17 protein-coding genes are annotated in these 21,982 nt (G+C 74.7%); 9 read left to right on the top strand and 8 right to left on the bottom strand.

Features of this window, described 5'->3' with window-relative positions; all coding sequences use genetic code 11:
• Positions 1 to 402: 402 nt before the first annotated feature.
• From ABTW87_RS16905 to ABTW87_RS16885, 5 genes are all read left to right on the top strand, one after another.
• Positions 403 to 1,206 (top strand): AfsR/SARP family transcriptional regulator, encoded by an 804-nt coding sequence (locus tag ABTW87_RS16905; protein WP_350651743.1) that lies wholly within the window; start codon positions 403 to 405, stop codon positions 1,204 to 1,206.
• A gap of 110 nt (positions 1,207 to 1,316) precedes the next feature.
• Positions 1,317 to 1,664 (top strand): TcmI family type II polyketide cyclase, encoded by a 348-nt coding sequence (locus ABTW87_RS16900; protein ID WP_350651742.1) that lies wholly within the window; start codon positions 1,317 to 1,319, stop codon positions 1,662 to 1,664.
• 14 nt (positions 1,665 to 1,678) lie between these two features.
• Positions 1,679 to 3,028 carry an FAD-dependent oxidoreductase gene (locus ABTW87_RS16895; protein WP_350651741.1) on the top strand — a complete coding sequence of 450 codons (1,350 nt, stop codon included), beginning with the start codon at positions 1,679 to 1,681 and terminating at the stop codon, positions 3,026 to 3,028.
• Between the two features lie 245 nt (positions 3,029 to 3,273).
• Positions 3,274 to 4,044, top strand: a complete 771-nt coding sequence (locus tag ABTW87_RS16890) for a helix-hairpin-helix domain-containing protein (protein ID WP_350651740.1) — start codon at positions 3,274 to 3,276, stop codon at positions 4,042 to 4,044.
• A 130-nt stretch (positions 4,045 to 4,174) separates the two neighbouring features.
• The gene (locus ABTW87_RS16885; RefSeq protein ID WP_350651739.1) at positions 4,175 to 5,380 is read left to right on the top strand and encodes a low temperature requirement protein A; all 1,206 of its coding nucleotides are present in this window, start codon (positions 4,175 to 4,177) and stop codon (positions 5,378 to 5,380) included.
• A gap of 13 nt (positions 5,381 to 5,393) precedes the next feature.
• Here the strand turns inward: ABTW87_RS16885 and ABTW87_RS16880 are convergent, their stop codons facing one another.
• Complete coding sequence (locus ABTW87_RS16880; RefSeq protein ID WP_350651738.1) at positions 5,394 to 6,221, bottom strand: hypothetical protein; 828 nt, start codon at positions 6,219 to 6,221, stop codon at positions 5,394 to 5,396.
• Positions 6,222 to 6,399: 178 nt separating this feature from the next.
• Between ABTW87_RS16880 and ABTW87_RS16875 the strand changes: the two genes are divergently transcribed.
• Positions 6,400 to 6,606 carry a hypothetical protein gene (locus tag ABTW87_RS16875; protein WP_350651737.1) on the top strand — a complete coding sequence of 69 codons (207 nt, stop codon included), beginning with the start codon at positions 6,400 to 6,402 and terminating at the stop codon, positions 6,604 to 6,606.
• Between the two features lie 160 nt (positions 6,607 to 6,766).
• A complete protein-coding gene (locus ABTW87_RS16870; RefSeq protein ID WP_350651736.1) occupies positions 6,767 to 7,726 on the top strand; it encodes a TIGR03557 family F420-dependent LLM class oxidoreductase in 960 nt (319 codons plus the stop codon).
• 121 nt (positions 7,727 to 7,847) lie between these two features.
• Here the strand turns inward: ABTW87_RS16870 and ABTW87_RS16865 are convergent, their stop codons facing one another.
• From ABTW87_RS16865 to ABTW87_RS16850, 4 genes are all read right to left on the bottom strand, one after another.
• Positions 7,848 to 9,398: a right-handed parallel beta-helix repeat-containing protein gene (locus ABTW87_RS16865; protein ID WP_350651735.1), complete on the bottom strand. Its 1,551-nt coding sequence runs from the start codon at positions 9,396 to 9,398 to the stop codon at positions 7,848 to 7,850.
• Between the two features lie 170 nt (positions 9,399 to 9,568).
• Positions 9,569 to 11,656 carry an APC family permease gene (locus tag ABTW87_RS16860; protein WP_350651734.1) on the bottom strand — a complete coding sequence of 696 codons (2,088 nt, stop codon included), beginning with the start codon at positions 11,654 to 11,656 and terminating at the stop codon, positions 9,569 to 9,571.
• A gap of 457 nt (positions 11,657 to 12,113) precedes the next feature.
• Positions 12,114 to 12,884, bottom strand: a complete 771-nt coding sequence (locus ABTW87_RS16855; RefSeq protein ID WP_350651733.1) for a DUF5995 family protein — start codon at positions 12,882 to 12,884, stop codon at positions 12,114 to 12,116.
• Positions 12,885 to 13,026: 142 nt separating this feature from the next.
• Positions 13,027 to 15,930: a helix-turn-helix transcriptional regulator gene (locus ABTW87_RS16850; RefSeq protein ID WP_350651732.1), complete on the bottom strand. Its 2,904-nt coding sequence runs from the start codon at positions 15,928 to 15,930 to the stop codon at positions 13,027 to 13,029.
• A 307-nt stretch (positions 15,931 to 16,237) separates the two neighbouring features.
• Here ABTW87_RS16850 and ABTW87_RS16845 point away from each other — a divergent pair, with 307 nt between their 5' ends.
• A complete protein-coding gene (locus ABTW87_RS16845) occupies positions 16,238 to 18,532 on the top strand; it encodes an AAA family ATPase (protein WP_350651731.1) in 2,295 nt (764 codons plus the stop codon).
• A gap of 107 nt (positions 18,533 to 18,639) precedes the next feature.
• Here ABTW87_RS16845 and paaI read toward each other — a convergent pair whose 3' ends face one another.
• The 3 genes from paaI to ABTW87_RS16830 form a co-directional block, all read right to left on the bottom strand.
• Positions 18,640 to 19,017 (bottom strand): hydroxyphenylacetyl-CoA thioesterase PaaI, encoded by a 378-nt coding sequence (paaI, locus tag ABTW87_RS16840; protein ID WP_350651796.1) that lies wholly within the window; start codon positions 19,015 to 19,017, stop codon positions 18,640 to 18,642.
• Between the two features lie 28 nt (positions 19,018 to 19,045).
• Positions 19,046 to 20,353 (bottom strand): phenylacetate--CoA ligase PaaK, encoded by a 1,308-nt coding sequence (paaK, locus tag ABTW87_RS16835; protein ID WP_350651730.1) that lies wholly within the window; start codon positions 20,351 to 20,353, stop codon positions 19,046 to 19,048.
• Between the two features lie 91 nt (positions 20,354 to 20,444).
• The gene (locus ABTW87_RS16830; RefSeq protein ID WP_350651729.1) at positions 20,445 to 20,879 is read right to left on the bottom strand and encodes a DUF6766 family protein; all 435 of its coding nucleotides are present in this window, start codon (positions 20,877 to 20,879) and stop codon (positions 20,445 to 20,447) included.
• 222 nt (positions 20,880 to 21,101) lie between these two features.
• On the opposite strand from ABTW87_RS16830, the gene ABTW87_RS16825 reads away from it, so the two are divergent.
• Positions 21,102 to 21,863 (top strand): methyltransferase domain-containing protein, encoded by a 762-nt coding sequence (locus ABTW87_RS16825; protein ID WP_350651728.1) that lies wholly within the window; start codon positions 21,102 to 21,104, stop codon positions 21,861 to 21,863.
• Positions 21,864 to 21,982: the final 119 nt, after the last annotated feature.

Genomic DNA, 21,982 nt, shown 5'->3' with positions numbered 1-21,982 from the left:
GGGCCTCCCCCCACGGCGCCGGGCGCCGGTGGCGCCGCACGCCGGCCGAGCCGGACGACTCCCGACACGATGGCGACGAGGCCGTCACCGCCGCGTCACCGGACGGCCCCGGACCCGGCGATTTGGTGACGGTGCGTTGACGCTGTCTGTGTATCTGCTGTGGAGCAGTCCGACTCCAAGAGGACTATCCCCAGTTCAGAAGCCGTTTCGCGGCCGTCGACATGCCGACCAGAGCGTTGACCCTGAGTGACTACGATTGATAATCTTCGTCACGGTCAGCCCGGCGGCCGTGACGCGCGATGCCGTGCCGCGGCACAGCGCCCCGACATCGGGGTCCAGGGCAGCCGCGCCGGGGACACAGCCGAGGACTTCCCGACGAGCGTTTCCGCAGGGGGTGCCGCCGTGGCCGCTGATCCACCCGTGCCGACCACCGGCGACCGTCCGGACGTCCCGATCCGGCTGCACCTGCTGGGCGGGTTCCGGCTCGTGCACGGCGGCGTCCCGGTGGTCGTACCCCGTGGGCTGCAACGCGTCCTGGCGCTTGTCGCCCTGCGTCCCGGAGCCACCCGCAGCCACCTCGCCGGCCTGCTGTGGCCCGACGCCCCGGAGGACCGCGCCCTGTCCTCGCTGCGCACCGCACTGTGGCGGCTGCGACAGGACCCGTGCTGCCCGCTGCACACCAGCGGCGACACCGTACGACTGGGCCCGGTGGTCCGGGTCGACGTCGACGCCCTGGTCGGCACCGCCGCGCGGGTCCGCGACGGCGACGACCCGTGCACCGCCGCGGCGCTCGCCGCCGGCCGCCACGACCTGCTTCCCGGCTGGTACGACGACTGGGTGCTGGCCGAGCGGGAACGGCTGCGTCAGCTACGGCTGCACATGCTAGAGGAGCTGGCCGACCACTACCTGGCGGCGGGGCGGCACGGGGAAGCCCTCGAAGCGGCCCTGGAGGCGATGGCCGCCGAGCCGCTGCGCGAGACACCGCACCGCCTGGTGGTCCGCATCCACCTCGCCGAGGGCAACGCCTTCGAGGCCGTCCACGCCTTCTACGTCTACCGCGACCTGCTGCGCCGGGAGCTACGGCTGGAACCGTCGGCCGCGATGACCGCCCTGCTGGACGACACGCTCGGCCCGATCCGGCAGGCCAGCCGCGACAACACGACCCGCCGGCCGGCGGCGCCGCGCGCCGCGCAACGGGCCCGCTGAGCCGCGTCACCGGCCCGGCTGCGGACGTGACGGGCAGGTGACAGTCGCCCGGGCACCGTGGAGCGCGCACGGCCCCGGCCGTCCGGGGCGTCCACGGCGAAAGGAGTCCCATGAGCCGTCTACTGATCGTCAGCAGGATCATCCCGGGCGCGGAAGGGCGGGTGGCGCAGATCTTCGCCGAGTCCGACGCCACCGAGCTGCCCAGCCTCACCGGGGTGACGCACCGGTCGCTGTACTGCCTGCACGACCTGTGCGTGCACCTGATGGAGACCGCCGACGTGGACCCCGACGCCCTCGCCGGTGCCCGCAACCACCCGCTGTACCGGCAGGTCAACGAGCGGCTCTCGGCGCACACCTCCCCGTACCTGCCGACCTGGCGCTCGCCGCGCGACGCCATTGCCGGCTGCTTCTACCGCTGGGACGCGGCGGACGCCGCCGCGCCCCATCCGGCCGGCTGACCCGGGACGTCGGCGTGTCCGCCAGTCGACCGCACGTCCTGGTCATCGGGGCCGGCACCGGCGGGCTCTGCCTGGCGCAGGGACTGCGCCGGGCCGGGATCGGCGTGACCGTCCACGAGCGGTACCGCACCCGCGGCGACGGTCTGCTCGGCTACCGGGTCGGCATCGGGCCGACCGGCAGCCGGGCCCTGCGCGAGTGCCTGCCCCCGGAACTGTTCCGCACCTACCTGGCCACCTGCGCCCGGTCCCCCCGCTGGTTCAACGTGGTCACCCAACGGCTGCGCCGGACCGCGTCGTTCCCGCTGCGGCCGGACACCGACCCGGTGAACACCGAACGGTCGGTGGCCCGGATGACACTGCGCCAGGTCCTGCTCACCGGGCTGGAGGACGTGGTCCGTTTCGACAAGACCCTCACCCGGTACGAGCAGCGCGACGACGGCACCGTCACCGCGTACTTCGCCGACGGCGACAGTGCCACCGGTGACCTGCTGGTGGCCGCCGACGGCACGCACTCCGCGGTACGCCGGCAGTACCTGCCGCACGCGGTCACCCGGGACGCGGGCACCATAAACATCGCCACCCGGATCCCGCTCACCGACGAGGTGCGGGCTCTGCTGCCGGAGCGGATCGCGACGGGGATCTCGCTCATCTTCGGCACCGGTGGGGTGATGGGCGTGCTGCACGTCATGGAGTTCCCGTGGGACCGCGACGGCGTGCTCAAGCCCGGCCTCGACCCGGCCGACGCGGCGCTGCTGGAACACTGGCCCGGCCGGGCTCACGACAGCACCCGCGACAACGTGAACCTGGTCGTCTGGAGCACCGCCCGACGGTTCCCGCCGGACGTCATGCGGCGCCGCGGCGAGGACCTGATCCGCGTCGCGCTGGACCTGACCCGCAACTGGCACCCGCACCTGCGGGAGCTGCTGGCGCGCGCCGACCCGGCCAGCGCGCTGCCGATCAAGGTGGCCACCAGCGAACCGGTCCCGCCGTGGAAGAGCAGCACGGTCACCCTGCTCGGCGACGCCGTGCACACGATGACGCCCGGTCGTGGGGTGGGCGCGAACACCGCCCTGCGCGACGCCGCCCTGCTGTGCCGGCAACTGCGCCTCGCCGCCGCCGGGGAGAAGACGCTCGTGCAGGCGGTCGCCGACTACGAGGCGGTCATGGTGCCGTACGGGTTCGCCCGCGTCGCCGACTCCCTGAACCGCAGCGGCACCAGCGGCGACGACCGGATGTACAAGCCGGTCGTCGGCCGGCTCGCGCTGCTGGGCGCCCGCGGCTACTTCGGCGTCACCAGTCGGGTGCCACGGCTCGCCCGCCGGTTCGTCGACGACTTCTACACCTACCGGGGCGAGGAGGACTGATCACCCGTTGTGGACCCCCGGCGTCGATCGCCGGGGGTCCAGCCGTGTGCGGTCGACCGCAAGCGGGTCAATGCTGCGTCGACGGCCGGATCCGGCGACGGTCCGTCGCGCCACCGGCACCCCGGGTGCAACCCGTCCCACCTGCGGGACCGGTCCTCGGGCCGTGCTGTCGTACCGCACCGGCCATGTGGCAAGCTGCGGCGAGTTTTTCTCGACTGTCTCGCGAACCGATAGGGAGGTCTGCCGTGTCGTGGTCGGACTGGCTGTTGATTGTCGTGGCTCTGCTGCTCGTTGGCGCCGCCGCCGGATGGGCGGTCCGGCGCCGGCGGACCGCCGCTCCCGCGGCGACCACCGTGGACGCTGAACCGGCGACCGCGGTGGTGCACGAGCCCGCTCCCGCCGCCACCACCGACGACGAGCGCCCGGAGGCGACCGTGGACCCGGCGCCCGCCGCCGTCGCCGATGCCGCCACTGCGCAGGGCCGGGCCGACGACACCGCGACCGCCGTCGCGACCGCGGACCCGGTGGACCACGCCGACATGGCGCTGACCGGCGACCCGGTGCCGGCACCCGAGCACGCCGAGCCGGCCGCCGCCGAGCCCGTCGCTGAGCCCGTCGCGACCGGCGCGATCGCCGAGCCCGCCGCTGAGCCCGTCGCCACCGAACCGGCGCCGGTCGCGCCGGAGCCGGCCGCCGCGGAACCCGAGCCGGTGGCCGTGCCGGCCGCCCGCGGCCCGGTGGCCACTCCGCCGGTTCGGCCGAAGGCCGACGCCACGGCGACCGACGACTTCCGCCGCATCCCGGGGGTCGGTCCGAAGATGGAGGCGGCGCTGCACGCGGCCGGCATCCGCACCTACCGCCAGCTCGCCGAGTTGGACGAGCCGGCGCTGCGGGAGACGATCCGGGCCGCCGGCCTGCGGGCCGCGCCGAGCCTGGCGACCTGGCCCCAGCAGGCGAAGGTCCTGGCCGGCGCGCCGGAGGCCGCGACCGCCGCCGGTAGCGGCGAGGACGCCTGACGGTGACGCGCGGGCCCCACCGGGGCCCGCGCAATTCCCCCATACCGGGCGTAAGCCCGCACCCGCCTCGCTACCGTCGGTTGGTGCGGCCGGCCGGCCGCACCTGTCCGGCTACCGCAGGAGCTCGTCCGTGCAGTCCGCCGCGCCGGGGCCGGTCCCGCGCCGGGGCGGGCCACCCACCCGGGACCCGGAGTCACCCCGCCGGGTGACGCTGCTCGAGCTCTTCTTCGACCTCGTCTACGTGGTCGCGCTGGCGCTCATCTCCCGCAAACTCATCGACGAGGTCGGCTGGCTCACCGCCGGCCAGTCCCTCGTCATCCTCGCCGCCGTCTGGTGGACCTGGGCCATCACCACCCTGGTCACCGACATGTACGACCCGGAACGCCCGGAGATCAAGCTGCTGATCGCGGCGGTCATGTTCGGTGCGCTGCTGATGACCACCGCCATCCCGGAGGCGTTCGGCGCGCGGGGCATCGTCTTCGCCGGCACGTACGTCGCCATCCACCTCGGCCGGGGTCTGTTCCTCATGCCGGCGGTCCGGCACGACCGTCAGACCCAGCGGCGGGCGGCGCGCATCTTCATCTGGTTCGCGGTCTCGGCGGTGCCGTGGATCGTGGGCGCCTTCGTCTCCGACGACGCGCGGCTGCTCCTCTGGGCCCTGGCGCTCGCCATCGACTACCTCGGCTTCCGGCTGGCGTACCCGGTGCCCGGGCTCGGCGCGGTGCCGGACCGGCAGCGCAACGTCACCGCCGAACACCTCGCCGAGCGCTACCAGCAGTTCTTCATCATCGCCCTCGGCGACGCGATCCTGACCATCGGCACAATGTTCAGCCTGGAGCGCCACGAGGTGGCGAACCTCGCCGCCTTCACCGTCGCGTTCGTCACCACCCTGCTGCTGTGGCGGATCTACGTGCACAAGTCCGGCGAGCTGCTGCCGCTGGCGATCGCCACCTCGCGGGAACCGAGCCGGTTCCTGTACACCGCGCCGTACACCCATCTGCTCATGGTCGCGGGGGTGGTGACCACGGCCGCCGGCTTCGACCTGGTCCTGCACGAACCCGACGGGCGCACGCCGCCCGGGTGGGCGGCCATCATCCTCGGCGGCCCGGCGCTGTTCCTGGTGGGCCGGTCGATCTTCGAGTACGAGGTGTTCAGCCGGGTGTCGTGGTCCCGCCCCGGCGGGCTGCTCGCCCTGGTGACCGTGGCGCCGGCCGTGCTGTTCCTGCCGACGCTGTTCGCGTCGACCGCGGCCATGCTTGTCCTCGCCGGGGTCGCGGTCGCCGACGCCCGCCGCAGTCACGGTCGTCCGCCCGAGGCGCCGGCGCCACCGCACTGACCGGTCCAACCGCTCACACCAGCGCCGCGGCGTACCCCCGGATCGGCAGGCGCCGGCTCGCTGTCGCGCCGAGCCGGACCTGGAGCCCCAGCGGCGCGGCGGCTCGCCGCACGTCGTCGACGTGCAGTGAGCCGTGCCGGTCCACGATGAGCACGGGCGGCTCCTCCGGGTCGCCCTCCGGCGCGTGGAACGACAGGAGCGTCACCGAGCCCGGCAGGTGCCGGGGGTAGGCGGCCCGCGCCGCCGCCTCGTCCGGGTGGGCGAGCAGCACCAGGTCGGGCAGGTGTGCGAAGTCGGTGAGGATCCCGCTGGCCTTCCAGTGCGCGGGCTCGTCCCCGGTCCCGGGGCGGTGCCGGGTCCGGTTCGCCGAGGTGATGTGGAGGTGGTCGGTGCCGGCCTCGGCCGCCGCGTGCCGCAGGAAGGCGTTCGACGGGCAGCGGACGCCCGGCGCGATCACCTGCACCGTGCGGACTCCCCGGTCGTACCGGGTCAGGTGCGCCGGCAGGCGGTCGGCGGCCGGCCCTCGGAAGCCGAACGGGCCGGTGGCCCAGAGCGCGTCCATCAACTGCCGCACCCGGCCCACCGGCAGCCGGTGCGGCAACCGCGACCAGTCGAACAGGGCCGGGATGCGCTCGGCCGGCGCGGTGATGCTGCCGACCTGGTCCGACGGGCGCCCCTTGGCGGCGTTGGCACGGCGGAAGCCGGCGACGTCGGGCCGGGTCACGACGGCGTAGAAGTTCCCGAAGCCGGTTGCGACGACCGCGCCACCGGCCACGGCCCGGGCCGCGGCGGCGACGTCCTCAGGGCGGTCCAGGTGCAGGTGAGGTGTCGGGACGTCCATGAATCCTCCAGCGAGGTGCCGTGTAGCACGTTGTACGCCCGTCCGCGTGCCGGTGGGCCCTCTCGGTCGTCGATCCGATAGCGGCCGGTCGTCCGGCGGCCCCGTTAGCCGCGGAACGCGAGTGGGTACAAGGGCTGCACCTCGAAAACCACCACAACCTTCACCCCCGGAGGCGCACATGCGTGGCACGTCGATATTCGGAGTCCTCGTCGTCATCTGGCTGCTGATCGGCGCGATCGCCGCCGGCCAGCGCGGCTACTACTCGGGCGACGACACCAACTGCGCCGAGGCCGGCACCATCCTGGTGACCATCGTGGCGGGTCCGCTGAACTACATCGGCGCCAACCCGAAGATCGACTGCGAGCTTCCCCAGCCGTCCCAGTAGGACGTCCGTCCGGCCCGACCGCGTGATCGTGAGGTTGGCGGCGACGTGGATCCCCTCCACCGCCGCCAACCTCATGATCGTCCTTGGGGCGGACACACCCTCTCGGGCGTCCTAGGAGACTGGGTGGGTTTGCTTCGGCGCGGCGCGGGAAGGGCGCGGCATGCAGATCGGTTACAAGCTGGCGGCCGAGGGTTACGGACCGCTGGACATGATCCACCAGGCGGTCCGGGCCGAGCAGGCCGGCTTCGACTTCGTCGAGATGAGCGACCACTTCCACCCGTGGCTGGAGACGCAGGGCCACTCCTCCTTCGTCTGGAGTGTGCTCGGCGCGATCGCCGCGCGGACCAGCACGCTCGGTCTGGCCACCGGTGTCACCTGCCCGACCGTCCGCTACCACCCGGCGATCGTCGCCCAGGCCGCCGCCACCCTGGCGCTGGTCTCGGAGGGACGGTTCACCCTCGGCGTCGGCGCCGGTGAACGGCTCAACGAACACGTCGTCGGCCAGGGCTTCCCCGGGGTACGCGAACGGCACGAGCGCCTGCGTGAGGCGCTGGAGATCATCCGGCTGCTGTTCCAGGGTGGCTGGCAGTCGTACGAGGGCCGGCACCTGCGGCTGGAGGACGCCCGCCTGTTCGACCTGCCGGACACGCCGCCGCCGGTCGCCGTTGCGGCCAGCGGGCCCGAGTCGGCCGCGCTGGCCGCCGAACTCGGCGACGGGCTGTTCGTCACCGAGCCGAAGAGTTCCATCGTGGAGCACTACCGGTCGGCGGGCGGCGGCGGCCCGCGCTACGCCGAGGTGCCGATGGCGTGGGCGCCCGACGACGCGACCGCGGTACAGGCGGTGCTGGAGACCAGCCGGTGGATGGTGACCGGCTGGAAGGTGATGAGCGAGCTGCCCAACCCGGTGAACTTCGACGCGGCCAGCGCGCACGTGGAGGAGCACCACGTGCGGGAGCTCTTCTCCGTCGGGCCCGACCCGGAGGTCCACGTGGCGGCCGTCCGCCGCTACGTCGAGGCCGGGTACGACCACATCGTCCTGCAGAACGCCGGCCCCGACCCGGACGGCTTCCTGGACTTCTTCGCGGGCGACCTGGCCGGACGGCTGCGGGCCCTGGCCTGAACCGGGCCGCGGGCGCCGGCCTGACCCGGGCCCGGACGGCTGACCCGGGCCGCGGCGCCGGCCGGTGCGGCGCCACGCCGGGGAACGGTGCGACCGGTCCCCGGCGCGGCGGCGTGTCGCGCTACCGGAAGCAGTGGGCCACCGGCACCCGGGTACCCACGCAGTTGGTCGGCTCGTTCTCCGTGACCACGCTCCTCGCGTCCAGTTTGGCCTGGGCCCGGTCGACGTGGAGGCCACCCGCCGGCTGCGTCGCCCGGTTGCCGACGACGGTGCTGCGGAAGAGGGCCACCCGGCCCAGCACCGCCGCGATGCCGCCGCCCTTGGACGCCGACTCCACCGCGTGGTTGCCCCGCACGGCGGTGTCCCGGACCAGCAGGTTCGACTTCTCGGCGTGGATCCCGCCGCCGTTGCCGTGCGCGGTGTTGCCGGCCACCACGCTGTCGTCAAGCGGCACCAGGCCCTGGAACGTGGAGAGGCCGCCGCCGTTGCCGGCCGCGGTGTTGTCCCGGATCTCCATGCCCCGCAGGAAGATCAGGGCGTCCGAGTTCGCGATGCCGCCGCCGGTGTGCGCGGTGTTGCCGACGACCGTCGTGTCGGAGACGCGGGTACGGGCCGAGAAGCTGGCCAGGCCACCGCCCTGCACCGCGCGGTTGTGCGCGAAGGTGCTCGTGTGCACCTCGGCCGCCCCGCGGTAGTTGCCCAACCCGCCACCGTACGCCGCGGCGGTGTTGCCCTTGAAGGTCGAGGAGTGCAGGGTCAGCACACCGCCGTTGAGCAGGCCCCCGCCCTTGCCCGCGCGGCCGGCCGCGTGGTTGTCGATGAACGTGCTCTCCCGGACGACCATGTTGCCGTCGTTGAAGAGGCCGCCGCCGCCCCCCTCGGCCGAGTAGGAGGTGCTGCCCACCACGGTGACCCGTTCGATCACCGCCGACGCGCCGTGCACGACGTGGACGGCGCCGCCCTCGGCGGCCGAGCGGCCGCCCACCAGGACGACGTCGCGCAACGTCAACTCGCCGCCGTCGCGGACGGTGAAGAACCGGAACGCCTCGGCGTCCCGGACCCGCTCGATCGTCGCGCCCTCGCCCTCGATGGTGACCGGGTGGTAGATGACGGGCAGTCCGGCCTTGTCGTCAGCGGGGTTGCGGGGCGGCGCCTCGGCGTCGCCCGGGTTCTCGGCGGAGTCGGCCGCCTCGCGCGCGTCGCGGATGCCGCCGTCGTAGTCGTCCGGCTGCTGGAAGGCGTCGGTGAGGTGGTACGTGCACTTGCGCGCGAGCCGCAGCGTACCGCCGCCCTCGGCGTTGGCCCGGACCAGCGCGACGATCAGCTTGCCGGTGTCGCACGGCACGGTCACCTGCCGGGCCGCCCGGCCCTGCCGGTTCCCCTCGTCCCGGCGCTCCGGGCCGTCCGGACCGTCCCGGCCGGCCTCGGTGCGGTCCGGTTCGTACCGCCGCTCCGGCCCGTCCTGGCCGGCCTCGTGGTGGGCGCGGTCGTCCCGGACGGCGGAGGTGCTCTCGCCGCCGTGCGGGAGATCCCGCGCCGCGGCCGGACCGGCCACACCGACCAGCCCCGCCGCCCCGGCGACCAGGCCGCCGGCCACCAGTCCGCCGGCCAGCAGTCGCCGGGACCGCCGGCCGGCCCGCGACGGTCGCCGGCTGTCGTGATAGGTGAACATTCAGCTTTCCTGCCTCTCCCTCGTGCGTGACCCGCCGGGACCAAAACCGGGCGGCGGGGCATCGACCTCGCGGTCGGCACCGGACATCACGCTACGGGCACGAAACGGGCACGCAGGTCGTAAGTGAATGAATCACCCATTCGCCTTCATGTTGCGCGGCGCTCGAGGGCTCAGCCGCCCACGTGGATGCCGGGGCGGCGGGTCGGGTCCGGTTCGCTCGTCCGGAGGATCTCCCGGACCACCGGCGGGGTGTCGCCCCGCCCGAGGATCAGATACCGCAACAGGTGCGCGATCGGGTTGCCCTCGGACCACTCGAAGTGGGCGTGCGGGCGCACGCCGGTCGCGTCCCGCAGCGCCAGCAGGATCGCGGCGATGGCGTTCGGCGCAGCCGGGCTGCTGGCCCGCAGCACCCGGAAGCCGCCCACCTCCACCCCGCGAACGCGCAGCACGTCGCTGAACGTCGACGGGTCGACCACCTCGATCTCCAGGAAGAGCACGTCGCCCTCACCCGGCACCGGGTTCATCGCACGCTGCGCCCGCTCCTTGACCGTGTACTCCTTGACCGCACCCCGCGAGGGCCGGTGCGCGATCAGGTGCAGCCGGCCGTCGTGCGCGATCGACTCGGCCACGAACCGCCGCGCCGGCCGGTCGAACTCGATCCGCTCGGTACGCAGTTCGGTCGTCCGGGTCACCCGGGAGATCAGCGACACCGCGACGATGGCGAGGATGAACAGGGCGGAGATGGTGATCCCGTCCGGCTTGGCGATGACGTTCTCGACGAGCGCGTACAGCAGGACCAGCGTCAGCACGGCGAAGCCGGCGGCGAGGCCACGGCGGTGGCGGCGCGCGGCGGAGATGGCGACCGCGACCGCGGCGGAGACCATCATCGCCAGGATCCCGGTGGCGTACGCCCCGGCCTGGGCGTTCACGTCGGCCCGGAAGACGATCGTGATCGCCACGCTGACCAGCGTGTAGACGATCACCACCGGCCGGACCGCGCGGCCCCACTCCGGCGCCATCCCGTACGCGGGCAGGTAGCGGGGCACGATGTTGATCAGGCCGGCCATCGCCGACGCGCCGGCGAACCAGAGGATCAGCACGCTGCTGATGTCGTACACCGTGCCGAAGGCCTCGCCGACGTGCTCGTGGGCCAGGTACGCCAGCGCCCGCCCGTTGGCCGGGCCACCCGGCGCGAACTCCCGCTCGGGGATGAGCACGGTGGTCACGAAGGTGGTGGTCACCAGGTACACCGACATGATCAGCGCCGCCGCGGTGAGCAGCCGGCGGGTGTTGCGGATCCGGGCGGCGAGCCGGGCCTCCCGGTCCACCCCCGCCCCGGCCACCAGCGGCATCATGCTGACGCCGGTCTCGAAGCCGGAGAGGCCGAGCACCAGCAGTGGGAACGCCAGCGCCGCCGTCAGCGCCACCTCGCCGGGCGTACCGGTGCGGGTCAGGGCACCGGTCCAGTCGGCGAGGACGCCCGGGTCCGCCGCGATCTCGACCAGGGCGACGGCGACGATCACCGCGTTGAGCGCGAGAAACACCGCGACCAGCGGGATCGCCACCACCACCGCCTCGCGGAACCCGAGCAGGAAGACCCCACCGAGGACCAGCAGCAGGACCACGGTCACCCCGACCGCCACGGCGGTGCCGCCCACCCCCTCCGGCAGCAGCGGGTTCTCCAGCAGATGCACGGTGGCGTCGGCGGAGGAGAGCGTGATCGTGATGATCCACGAGGTGGCCACGAAACCGAGCAGCACGAGGACGAAGATCTTGCCCCGCCAGAACGACAGCAGCCGCTCCAGCATCGCCACCGAGCCCTGCCCGTGCGGGCTCTCCGCCGCCACCCGCCGGTACATGGGCAGCATCCCGAACAGGGTCAACGCCACGATGAGCAGCGTTGCCAGCGGGGAGAGCGCCCCGGCGGCGACCACCGCGATGCCGGGCAGGTACGACAGGGTGGAGAAGTAGTCCACCCCGGTCAGGCACATCACCTGCCACCAGGGGTGGCGGCGCGCCTGCCCCTCGGCGCTCTCCGGGCCGACCGGCGGCACCTGGTGGCGGAACAACCACCGGCGCAGCGGGCTCTCCGACGCCGGTTGGCGGGCCGGGGTCGCCACCTGGTCGGGGACGGTGATCCGGCGTCCGCCCGGGTGCGGGCGGGTCGGGTCCCGGGCCGCGCGCACCGCCGGGGGCGGACCGGCCGCGCGGCGACGCTTCGCCGGCCGGCGGTCGCGCTGCCCCTGCCCGTCACCCATGCGCCGCCACCCTCCCGGCTCGACGGTAGGCGGGCCGGCGGGCGCATTCCGGCTGATCGGGCGACAACGGTAGGGCGGGCGACCCGTCGCTCACCGGCGGCCGTCCCGGCCGGTGCGGCGGGTGCCGCCGGGCCGGCTGGGGCGCGGTCGGACAGCGGGTCGGGGGCGGGGTCGGGCGGCGGGCCGCCGGGCCGGGCAGGTCATGGCGCGCGCGTACCCGGTGCGGGCCGGCCGACACCCCCCGGGCCGGCCGGCCCACCCGGCCGCTCCCCCACGAGCGGCCGGACCCGGTGCCCCCGCCACTGGGCCGCTCCCCCACGACCGGCCCGGCGGGCACCCCCGTCACGGTCGGCCGCCCCCCGGTCGGCCGGACCCAGGTCCACCCGCCCCCCGCGGGTGGACCGGACGCGTCCCCGCGCTCCACGCCGCCGCGGAGCGCGGGGACCCCCCGTCCCGGCTACTGCAGGAACGCCCCCAGGGGCGACAGCAGCAGCCGGCCGAGCAGGGCGGCGTTGTCGTCCAGCCGCGCCCGCTCGCACTCGTGGGCGGTGGGGTCGTGCCGGCACCGCCAGATCTTCTGCGCGTTGCGCCAGGCGACGTCGCGGGTGTACTCGACCAGTTCCCCCTGGTACCAGTCGTCGATGTCGCCGTTGAGCATGTCGATGAGCAGTTGCCACCGGTCGAGGTAGCCGCGCCGCAGACCGGGGATCTTGTCCGCGAAGATGTCGTTGATCTTGAGGTAGTCGCGGTGCTGGTCCGTGCCGTCGACCGGTTCCGACTCCAGGCTGTCGAGCGTCGTCACCAGCGCGAACGGCAGGTCGTAGTTGATGTGCGCGTTGACACCGGCGGCGGCCGACGGCAGCGGCCGGGCGTCCGGGCCGCGCATCCGCTCGAACAGGCACGACCAGGCCTTCGGGCAGCTCGGGCTGGTGTCGGTCCACAGCCGCAGCGCGTCGAAGTAGCGGGCGGCGAACTCGACGTCCAGCCGGGACAGGAAGACCGGGTCGGCGAACCAGTCGTCGTAGAGCCCGTTCAACACGCTCTCGGTGATGACCAGGTAGAGCTTGTTGAAGTCGGCCAGCGGGCAGCTGTCCATCAGCGGCGGCAGCCGGACCAGCATGTCCTGCAGCTTGGTGAGGTGGTCGACCACCGCGGGCACGTCCGCCGGATGGTCGGCGAGCAGGTCGACGATGTCCCGGTGCACGGGCCCCCAAACCGGATCGGTCATCTCTCCTCCACCTGCTCCCCACGCGTCACCGCACCGGTGACGCAGCACAGCCTTCCAGCCGACGACCGTCGGCCGGATCAGTCGAACGACGTATACGTAGGTGCGCGACGGACGTACCGGACCGTCGCGCCCCAGGCGGCCGTCAGGCCGGACGGTTCCGCAGGAAGATCGCGCTCGCCTGGACCCGGGTGCGGACGTGCAGCTTGTCGAAGATGTGCGACACGTGCACGCCGATCGTCCGCTCGCTGATGAACAGCCGCTGCCCGATCTCCTTGTTGGTCAGCCCCTCGGCCACGGCCGCGAGCACCTCCCGCTCGCGCGCCGTGAGCACCGCCAACTCGTCACCGCCCGCCGGGGTGGCGGTCGCCGCCGCCGGGCCCGAGGCGGCGTCCCGGTCCTCCAGCGACACCCGCGCCCGGCCGGCCACGGTCCTGATCTCCGAGGTGAGCGGCACCGCGCCGAGCCCCTGCGCAACCTGGTACGCCTGCCGCAGCAACTTGGCCGCCGCCGCGCTGCGGCTGCGCCGGGCGAGCAGCGCCTCCGCCTGCCGCAGCCGGGAGTACGCCGCCGGGTACGGGTGGTTGCGCCGGTCCCACTCGACCACCGACCTGGCCCACACCTCCGGGTCGTTGCCGTCGAGCCGGCTCACCTCACCGGCGCACAGCGCCAGGAACGCATCGACCACACTGCCCACCGGACGGGCCGCCGAGGCGGTCTTGCGGGCCACCCGGTCGGCGGCCTCCCGCAGCCGCCGCACCGCCGTCTCGTCGACCGGGATGGCGCGGCTGCCCCGCGCCTCGGCCTCCGCGCGCAGGCCGTGCCAGATCAGCGCGGCGAGGATGACCAGATCGTCGGAGCGGCTCTCGGTGAGGCCGCGCTGCACGGTCTGGCGGGCCACGTCGTGCCGGCCCTGCCACATCGCCAGCCCGGCGCGCAGGGTGAGCAGCGGGATCACGTGCCGCGCCCCACCGCCGGCGCAGAGCGTGGCCACCGCGTCGAGGTCCCGGTCGGCGGCCTCGATGTCGCCGTAGCCGACGGAGAGCCGGCAGCGCGCCAGCAGCAGCTCGACGGCGTCCGCGCCGGACGGCCGGTGCCGCAGCGCGGCCGCCACCACCTTCTCCGCCTCGGCCCACTGGCCGACCCGGAACAGCCCGTTGATGGCGATGGCGAGCAGCCGCGTCTCGTACGTGCGGCCGAGCCCCAGCTCGGCGACGCGCTCGGCGCCGCGGCGGGCGACCACGACGCCCTCCTCGAGGATGTTCAGCGGACCGGTGAGCAGCTCGGCCAGGTGCAGGTACGCGCAGGCCACGTCCTCCGGGCGGCCGGCCCGCTCGGCGGTCTCCAGCGCGCGGCGCATCACGGCCAGGCCGGCGTCCGGGTCCTCCAGGTAGGCCGCGGAGAAGCCAAGCGCCGCGCTGGCCAGCACCACCTCCGAGATCGAGCCCTCCACGGCGGCCGACAGCTCCAGCGCCTCCCGGGCCTGCCGGCCGGCGTCGGCGTACCGGCCGAGGTGCAGCAGCAGCTCGGCGAGGTGGGCCGCGGCGGTGGCCCGCTCCCGGGGCGTGCAGTCGGCGGCGTCCAGCGCGTGCTGGTACTCCGCCTCGGCGAGGGCGGAGCGCCCGGCGGCGGCCAGGTAGCGGGCCCGGCGGATGTGCAGCGCGCACACCGACCGGCCCGCCTCGGAGCCGGCCAGCTCCTCCAGCAGGGTCAGGGCCCGGGCGTGCTCACCGCAGTGGTGCGCCGCCTCGGCGGCCCGCTTGAGCAGCGTGACCCGGTCGACGTCCGGCCCGACGCCGGGCTCCTCCGCCAGTTGCAGGGCGGCCGACCAGTGCCGGTGCGCCTCGGCGTACCCGTGCAGCCGCTCGGCCTCCTCCGCGGCGGCCACCGCGGCCGGCAAGGCGCGGGCCGGCTCGCCCGCCAACCGCCAGTGGTGCGCCAGCCGGGCCTGGTGCAGCTCGGCGGGCGCGGCGGTCAGCGCCTCCGCGTAGCGCCGGTGCAGGGCGGCCCGCTCGGCCGGCAGCAGCTCGTGCTCCAACACCTCGGCGACCAGCCGGTGCCGCAGCCGGTAGCCCTCGTCCGCGCCGACCAGCAGCCGGTGCGCGACCGCCGCCCGGACGGCCTCGATCAGCTCGTCCTCCGGAAGCCGCACCACCTTGGCGAGCAGCCAGTGCTCCACCGGCTCCACGCCGGCGGCGACCGCGTGGACCACCGTGTGCGCGTGCTGGGGCAGCGCGTCCACCCGGGACAGGAAGATCTCCCGCAACGTGTCGGAGAGCCCGTCCCGGCCGTCACGCAGGTCGCGGGCCAACTCCTCCACGACGAACGGGTTGCCGCCGCTGCGCTGCCACACCTGGTCGCCCGCGTCCGGCGACAGCGGCCGGCCGACCACCGCCGCCGCCAGCTGCTCGGTTGCGGCGCGGTCCAGCGGGGCCAGTTCGAGCACCTGCACGGTCCGCAGGCGGCGCAGCTCGGTGAGGACCCGGCGCAGCGGGTGCGCGCCCTGCAGGGACTCGGCACGGACGGCGGCCAGGACCGACAGTTGCAGGTCACCCAGGCCGGCGAGCAGATAGAGCAGGAGCTGCCGGGTGCTGCGGTCGACCCACTGCAGGTCGTCGAGGACGAGCACCAGCGGCCGGCCCTCGGCGATCAGGTGCAGCCCGCGGGAGACCCGCTCCAGCAGCGCCCCCGCGCCGTCGGGGCCGGCGGTCTCCTCGGCGAACATGCCGAGCAGGCCCCGGACCGCGGACGACGTGCGGGCGTGCGCGGCGGTCAGCTCCGCGTCGAAACGGCGCAGCGCCTGCAACAGCGGATGCAGCGGGGAGGCGTCGCCGATGTCCAGGCAGGCGCCGGTGAGCACGAGGGCACCCGCGTCCCGCAGCCCGGCGCCGACCTCGCGCAGCAGCCGGCTCTTGCCCACGCCGCTCTCGCCGGTCAGGAAGACCGCCGCGGTGTTGCCCTGGGCGACGGTCCCGAGCAGCGCGGACCGCACCGCCCTGACCAGGTCGGCCCGGCCGACGAGCGGTGCACCGTCCACATCGCTGGCCATGGCACGCAGCCTAGTCACAGGTCCCCGGACCGTTCTACAGGCCTTTCGGCTCCCTCGTACTCATCACGTCGACATTGCGACGAAAGGTTGCGGTCGGCGGACATACGTCGTTCGGCAGATCCCCGGTCCGGCCAGGGATGACAGTCTCCGGTCGTCGCGAGAGCGAGTCGAAGCCACAAACGGGGGAGGAAAGGGCAGGTGCGAGCCCATGTACACCATCGCCGCTGGTCCGGGGCACGTCGTCGGCCCGTCGTGCAGCACGGCGCGTCCCACGCGCCGCGACGCTGCTCCGCCGGGCCGGTGGCCGGTGCCCGAGGAGAGACGTACGGTCAGCGTGCTGTTCGCCGACATCGTCGGTTCCACTCGACTTGTCGACCGGTTGGACCCGGAAGACGTACGGGCGATGCAGCGGGCCTACTTCGACACCGTGGCGGAGGTGCTGGGCCGCTGGCACGGCGTGGTGGAGAAGTACATCGGTGACGCGGTGATGGCGCTCTTCGGCGCCACCCGGTCCGACGGCTTCGACGCGTACCGGGCGGTGCGGGCCGGCCTGGAGATCCAGCACTCGCTGGACCGGCGGACGCTGCTCGGCGGGCCGGCGCTGCGCGTCCGGGTCGGGGTGGCGACCGGCGAGGCGGTGGTGGACCTCGGTGCCACGCGTGACGGCGCGCACGGCGCGGCGAGCGGCGCGGTCATCACCCTCGCCGCGCGCCTGCAGGAGTACGCCCCGCCGGGCGGGGTGGCCCTCTGCGCCGCCACCCACCGGACGACCGACGGGCTGATCGACCAGCGTCCGGTGCCTCCGGTCGCGGTCGCCGGCAAGGCGCTGCCCCTGGACGTCTGGCACGCCACCGGCGTCGCCCGCCGCGCACCCGCCCGGCACGCCGGACCGCTGATCGGGCGGCGGCGGGAACTCGCCGTCGTCCGGGACCAGCTCGTGCGGGCGTTCCGGGACCGCCGGCCCCGCTGGGTGTCGGTGACCGGCCCGGCGGGCAGCGGTCGCAGCCGGCTGCTGCACGAGCTGGTCCGTGCGGTGCCGGCGGTCGACGGCGTACCGGTCCGCTGGTGCGTGGCGGCCTGCCCGCCGCATCCGGTGCGGGCGCTGGAGCCGGTGGCGGACCAGGTACGCGCCTTCGCCGGCCTCGCGGACCGGGACACGGCCCCGGCGGTCCGGGCGCGGCTGACCGCGGCCCTGTCCGGCCTGGTGCCGGCGTCCCGCCGGACCGAGGCGGTGTACGCGCTTGAGGGTCTGCTCGCCGGGCCGGACGCCGGCCCCGACGCGCGCCGGGGTGCGGCGGTCTGGCAGGAGTGCCTGCTCGGCCTCGCCGAGCGGCAGCCGGTGGTGGTGGCGGTCGACGACCTCGACCGGGGCGCCCCGGAGCTGGGCCAGTTCCTGCGCCGGCTCCTCGCCGCCGCCCGGATCCGCTCCCTCCCGCTGGCAGTGGTGGCGCTGCACGGTCCGGAGTGGGTGGACGCCCGGCCGGTCGACGGCGACCGGCGGTGCCGCGTTCCGCTGCGGGAGCTGTCCACCGTGGAGTCCGGACGGCTGCTGCGGCACCTGCTGAACCGGTCCGGTCGGCCCGCCCCGCTCGCCGCCACCCTGCTTCCGCTGGTGGCCGGCAGCCCCGGCCGGGCCGCCGCGTACGTGGCGGCACTCGCCACCGGGGTACCGGGAACCGGACGGCTGCCGGTGCCCGACCCGGTCCGCCGGACGCTCGACGCCCGGCTGGACCGGCTGGACGGTCCGCAGCGGGCCGCTCTCATGGTCGCCGCCGCCGTCGGCGCGCCGGTCGACGCCGCCACCGTGGACCGGGCGCTCGGCTGGACACCGGGCCGGTCGGTCGCGGCGCTGCGTGAGCTGGCGGCCCGGGACCTGCTGACTCCGCGACCCGGCGGGTACGCCGTGCCGGATCCGGTGGTCGCCGCCGTCGCCGCCGCCCGCCTCACCCGGGCGACCCGCGCCGACCTGCTCGCCCGCGCCGGCCTCGGCACCGCCGCCCAGGTGACACCATCGGTGGAACGCGCCGGGCGTGGGCGGCCGGAAGCCGCCTCCGGCACGCCCGCCACTCGTACCGCGGCCCTCGCCCAGCCGCTGCCCGCCGCCACCTCGGCCCGACCTGGTCCTGGCGGTCCGACCGCGGCACCACTGCGGGCCGTGGTCGGACCGCCGGGCGGCGGCGCACCCGGCGCCGGAGCCCGTCCCGGCAGCACTGTCGGACGGCCGGCGGCCGGACCGGTGGCGCGCCCGGGCATACGGTCGGCGTCCGCCCGGTCCGGCCGCAGCACCGTCCACCCGACCGGAGCCGTCGCACCGCCCCGATCGGCCGTCGCACCGCCCCGATCGGCCGTCGCACCACCCGGCTCGGCCGTCGCGCCGTACCGCCCGGCCGTCGCCGCTGCGGTGCCCTGGTCGGCCGGAGCCGCCGCGCCACCCCGCTCCGCCGGAGCCGCCGCGCCACCCCGCTCCGCCGGCCGCCTGGCGCGCCGGAACCCCGACGACCTCGTCGACCGGCGGCCCGCCGGCCCCGGGCGGCACGGCCTCACGGGGCTGCGGCCGGACTTATCCGATCCCCGGCAGCGCAGCACCGCACAGGCGGCCTGAGGTCGCGCCGCGCCGCAGCCGGTGGCGGGACCGCGTGATCGGACAAGACCGCGCGGCGTGTCGTGCCGCTGCGGCGTACCCGGTCACGGGGGTTCGACCGCCGCCGCTCACGCCCCGTTCAGGGTGCGGCTGCGACCCCGGAACTCGGCGACCACCTCGCCGTCCGCGCCCCGGGTGACGGTCACGTCGTAGATGCCACTGCGGCCGTACCGGGTGCGTTCGGTGGCGCGTGCGACAAGCAGGTCGCCCTCCCGGGCCGGCCGGACGAAGGTGATGTCGCCGCCGGCGGCGACGGTCGCCGGCCCGTGGCTGTTGCAGGCCAGGGCGAACGCGGTGTCGGCGAGCAGGAACACGTAGCCGCCGTGGGCGATGGCATGCCCGTTGACCATCGCCCCGGTCACCCGCATCCGGGCCACTGCCGCCCCGTCACCGGCCTCGACCAGTTCGATGCCGAGCGCGCGCGAGGCGACGTCGGCGTCGAACATGTCGTACGCGGCGTTGCGCTCCCCCACCTCAGGCACCCCGCCGCTGGTCGACGATTCGGCGCATCTTGCCCATCGACCGCTCCACCCCGTCCGGGGCGAGCACCTCCACGGCGACGCTGACCCCGATGGTGTTCTTGACCAGGCCGATGAGCGCGGCGCCGGCCTGTTCGGCGGCCTCCGGGTCCGCGCCGGCGCGCCGCTCCACCCGTACGGTGAGGGTGTCCATCCGGCCCTGCCGGTCCAGGACGCACTGGAAATGCGGGGACAGCTGCGGCGTACGCAGAATCAGCTCCTCGATCTGAGTGGGGAAGACGTTGACGCCCCGCACGATCATCAGGTCGTCGGTGCGGCCGGTGATCTTCTCGATCCGCCGCATCGGCCGGGCGGTGCCGGGCAGCAGCCGGGTGAGATCGCGGGTGCGGTAGCGGACGACCGGCATCGCCTCGCGGCTGAGAGAGGTGAGCACCAGCTCGCCGCGCTCGCCGTCGGGCAGCACCGCCCCGCTGACCGGGTCGATGATCTCCGGGTAGAAGTGGTCCTCCCACAGGTGCAGACCGTCCTTGGTCTCCACGCACTCGACGGCGACGCCGGGGCCCATCACCTCGGACAGGCCGTAGATGTCGACCGCGTGCATGTCGAGGCGCGCCTCGATCTCCCGGCGCATGTCCTCGGTCCACGGCTCCGCGCCGAAGATGCCCACCCGCAGGGAGGTGGACCGCGGGTCCACGCCCTGGCGTTCCAGCTCGTCGACGATGGCCAGCAGGTAGCTGGGAGTGACCATGATGACGTCGGGTTCCAGGTCGCGGATCAGCAGCACCTGCCGCTCGGTCATCCCGCCGGAGACCGGAATGACGGTGCAGCCCAGCTCCTCGGCGCCGTAGTGCGCGCCGAGCCCGCCGGTGAACAGCCCGTACCCGTACGCGACGTGCACCCGGTCGCCCGCCCGGCCGCCGGCGGCGCGGATCGAACGGGCCATGAGCCGCGCCCAGGTCCGCACGTCCTCGGCCGTGTACCCGACGACGGTGGGCCGGCCGGTGGTGCCGGACGAGGCGTGCAGCCGGGCGACCCGCTCGCGCGGCACCGCGAACATCCCGTACGGGTAGTTCGCGCGCAGGTCGGCCTTCGTGGTGAACGGGAAGCGGGCCAGGTCGGTGAGGTCGCGGCAGTCGTCCGGGTGGGCGCCGGCGTCGTCGAAGGCACGGCGGTAGTGGGGCACGTTCTCGTACGCGTGCCGCAGCGACCGGCGCAGCCGCTCCAGCTGCAACGCCCGCAGCTCGTCGACACCCGCCCGCTCGATCGGCTCCAGCTCCTCCGGGCGGGGCGTGCGGTCCTCCATCGCTGCCCTCCTCAGGGGTGCCGGGCGGAGGGACATTCCGCCGATCTTGGGTACGGTACGCCCCGCCCCCGGACCGGCACCAGCACGAGGCTCAGGGGTTGCCGGGGTCCAGGTTCCGCTCCCGCAGCAGGGCGTCCAGCTTGGCCTCGATCCGCTCGTCGGACTCCCGGGACTGCGACGAACCCCAGTGGTAGAACAGCGCGAGCCCGGCGGCCTGCCAGACCAGCTGCAGGAACTCGGACTGCCAGTTCTCGAAGGTGCTGGCGAGGAACTCGGGCAGGAACTCGGCCCAGGCGAACGACTGACCGTGCTGGCTGGCCTGGTTGCCGGCCACGGTCATCTGGAAGAGGAACTGCCCGAGCCAGGAGAACAGGAACAGCGCGCCGGTGACCAGGGCGAACGCGTACGCCCTGGGCCACCGCGGCTTGCGGAACGGCGGGCCGGAGGCCCGTTCGCCGCGACCGCGCGCGCTCCGGTCGCCGGACGCGGGCCGAGCCGAGTCGGCTGCCGCCGTGGTGTCGGCCATGACGATCCCCTTTCGACGCATCCCCAGGTCGGCACAGTGCCCCGCGGCGATCGTGCCGAAACGACGCAGCACCGGGGCAGGAAGGGGTCGCACACGCGGGTGGGCCGGAGCACCCGCCCCGACCCACCCGCGCCGATCATCGCGTTGCCATTCTCTCCTAGTTGCAAACTTGTGGCAAGAAGGTCTGGACAGGGCTCGGCGTGAGTAACTAGCCTCATGTCTATGAGTCCTTACATCGCGGATGCGGCGGCCTGGCAGGAGAGCTGGGACCGCCAGCAGGAGGCGTACCTGCCGGACCGGGAGCACCGGTTCACCGCCATGCTCGACGTCGTCGACGCCGTACACGACGCCGACCGTCCGCTGCGCCTGCTGGATCTGGCCGGCGGCACCGGCAGCATTTCGGCCCGCGCGCTGCGGCGCTTCCCCGACGCGCGGGTCACCCTGGTCGATCTGGATCCGGCGCTGCTCGCCCTCGCCCGGGCCTCGCTCGACGGCCGGGTCACCATCGTCACCGCCGACCTCGGCCAGCCGGACTGGCTCGGCGCGCTCCCCCACCGCGAGTACGACGCGGTCCTCACCGCGACCGCGCTGCACTGGCTCCCCGCGGAGCGCCTCACCGGCCTCTACGCCGAACTGCGCGACCTGCTGCGGCCCGGCGGCGTGCTGGTCAACGCCGACCACATGCCGGACGACGCGCTGCCCGACCTGACGAAGCGCCTGCTCGACCGGGCGCGCACCCGGCGGGAGGCCCGGTACGCGGCCGGCGCCGCGCTCTCCTGGTCGGAGTGGTGGGAACGGGCCGGCGCCGACCCCGCCCTCGCACCGGCCGTCGCGGAGCGGCACCGGATCTACCCCACCGGGCACAGTCCGGAGTGGAACCCGCCGGTGTCGTGGCACCTGGCGGCGCTCCGACAGGCCGGGTTCACCGAGGTCGGCACCGTGTGGCGGGGTAGCGTCGACGCCGCCGTGGCCGGCGTCCGCTGACCGACGTCCGGCCGACCGTGACCGGCGCCGGCTGACCGGCGTCCGGCTGGCGGTGGCCGACGTCCGGCCGACCGGTCATGATCGGCTCCATGGCGCCAGCATGGCGGGTGCCGGGCGGG

Origin of the sequence: Micromonospora sp. NPDC126480 (assembly GCF_040302465.1) — a bacterium.
GTDB lineage: Bacteria > Actinomycetota > Actinomycetes > Mycobacteriales > Micromonosporaceae > Micromonospora.
This window is presented reverse-complemented; position numbering and strand designations above follow the sequence as displayed.

What these genes read in the sequence shown, in the direction of transcription:
- ABTW87_RS16900 (WP_350651742.1), top strand. Translation starts at nt 1,317, where the DNA reads ATGAGCCGTCTACTGATCGTCAGCAGGATCATCCCGGGCGCGGAAGGG.
- ABTW87_RS16880 (WP_350651738.1), bottom strand. Translation starts at nt 6,221, where the DNA reads ATGGACGTCCCGACACCTCACCTGCACCTGGACCGCCCTGAGGACGTC.
- ABTW87_RS16875 (WP_350651737.1), top strand. Translation starts at nt 6,400, where the DNA reads ATGCGTGGCACGTCGATATTCGGAGTCCTCGTCGTCATCTGGCTGCTG.
- ABTW87_RS16870 (WP_350651736.1), top strand. Translation starts at nt 6,767, where the DNA reads ATGCAGATCGGTTACAAGCTGGCGGCCGAGGGTTACGGACCGCTGGAC.
- ABTW87_RS16865 (WP_350651735.1), bottom strand. Translation starts at nt 9,398, where the DNA reads ATGTTCACCTATCACGACAGCCGGCGACCGTCGCGGGCCGGCCGGCGG.
- ABTW87_RS16860 (WP_350651734.1), bottom strand. Translation starts at nt 11,656, where the DNA reads ATGGGTGACGGGCAGGGGCAGCGCGACCGCCGGCCGGCGAAGCGTCGC.
- ABTW87_RS16855 (WP_350651733.1), bottom strand. Translation starts at nt 12,884, where the DNA reads ATGACCGATCCGGTTTGGGGGCCCGTGCACCGGGACATCGTCGACCTG.
- ABTW87_RS16850 (WP_350651732.1), bottom strand. Translation starts at nt 15,930, where the DNA reads ATGGCCAGCGATGTGGACGGTGCACCGCTCGTCGGCCGGGCCGACCTG.
- paaI (WP_350651796.1), bottom strand. Translation starts at nt 19,017, where the DNA reads ATGTTCGACGCCGACGTCGCCTCGCGCGCGCTCGGCATCGAACTGGTC.
- paaK (WP_350651730.1), bottom strand. Translation starts at nt 20,353, where the DNA reads ATGGAGGACCGCACGCCCCGCCCGGAGGAGCTGGAGCCGATCGAGCGG.
- ABTW87_RS16830 (WP_350651729.1), bottom strand. Translation starts at nt 20,879, where the DNA reads ATGGCCGACACCACGGCGGCAGCCGACTCGGCTCGGCCCGCGTCCGGC.
- ABTW87_RS16825 (WP_350651728.1), top strand. Translation starts at nt 21,102, where the DNA reads ATGAGTCCTTACATCGCGGATGCGGCGGCCTGGCAGGAGAGCTGGGAC.